The organism is Paraburkholderia nodosa, assembly GCF_001718195.1.
Taxonomy (GTDB): Bacteria; Pseudomonadota; Gammaproteobacteria; order Burkholderiales; family Burkholderiaceae; genus Paraburkholderia; species Paraburkholderia nodosa_A.
This window is the reverse complement of the sequence record NZ_MCNV01000079.1, coordinates 1-692: the sequence shown is the minus strand read 5'-3', so window position 1 is coordinate 692 and position 692 is coordinate 1. Positions and strand designations below refer to the sequence as shown.

The following is a 692-nucleotide window of genomic DNA, read 5'->3' as shown; positions in this document are numbered from 1 at the left end:
ACAAACACTCTTACGATATATATCTTAAAACATGTTTTAAGACACTCTCCAGACAAGGAGGCCCTATGCGCCACCATTCGCACTTTGGTCAAACCGGCCATCCCGCGCGCGATCCGCGCGACTTCTTCGGCGGCCGCCACCCAGCCATGCAGGCGCTTCACGCGCTGCGCCACGCAATGGGCCGCCATCGCGGCGGCGAAGGTCCCGGCGACTTTGGCGACCGCTTCGGCGACGGTTTCGGCCGCGGCTTCGGCGGTTTCGGCGACGGCGACGGTTTTGGTCGGGGCCGCAAGTTCACGTCCGAAGACCTGCAACTCATGCTGCTCGTGCTGCTCGCCGAGCGCCCGAGCCACGGCTACGAACTCATCAAGGCGCTCGACGCACGTTCGAACGGCTTCTACAGCCCGAGCCCCGGCATGGTCTATCCAGCCCTCACGTACCTCGAGGAACTGGGCTATGTAAGCGTGACGCTCGAAGGCAACCGCAAGCGCTATGAGCTTTCGCCCGAAGGCCGCACGTACCTCGAGGCCAACCGCGAACGCGCGGACCTGATCCTCGCGAAGCTCACGCACTTCGGCCGCAAGATGGAAGTCATGCGCCGCGCCATGGCCGGCGAAGATCCGGCCGAAGGCAGCGCCTGGGTGCGCGAGTTGATCGAGGCGCGCCGCGCGCTCAAGCGCGCGCTGCTGCGT

The 692-nt window shown here is 64.9% G+C and carries 1 protein-coding gene; it reads left to right on the top strand.

Annotation, left to right across the window (positions count from 1 at the left end):
- Nucleotides 1-65 precede the first annotated feature (65 nt).
- Nucleotides 66-692 (top strand): PadR family transcriptional regulator (locus tag BFD71_RS38715; protein WP_083245751.1); only part of this gene is annotated, 627 nt, incomplete at its 3' end.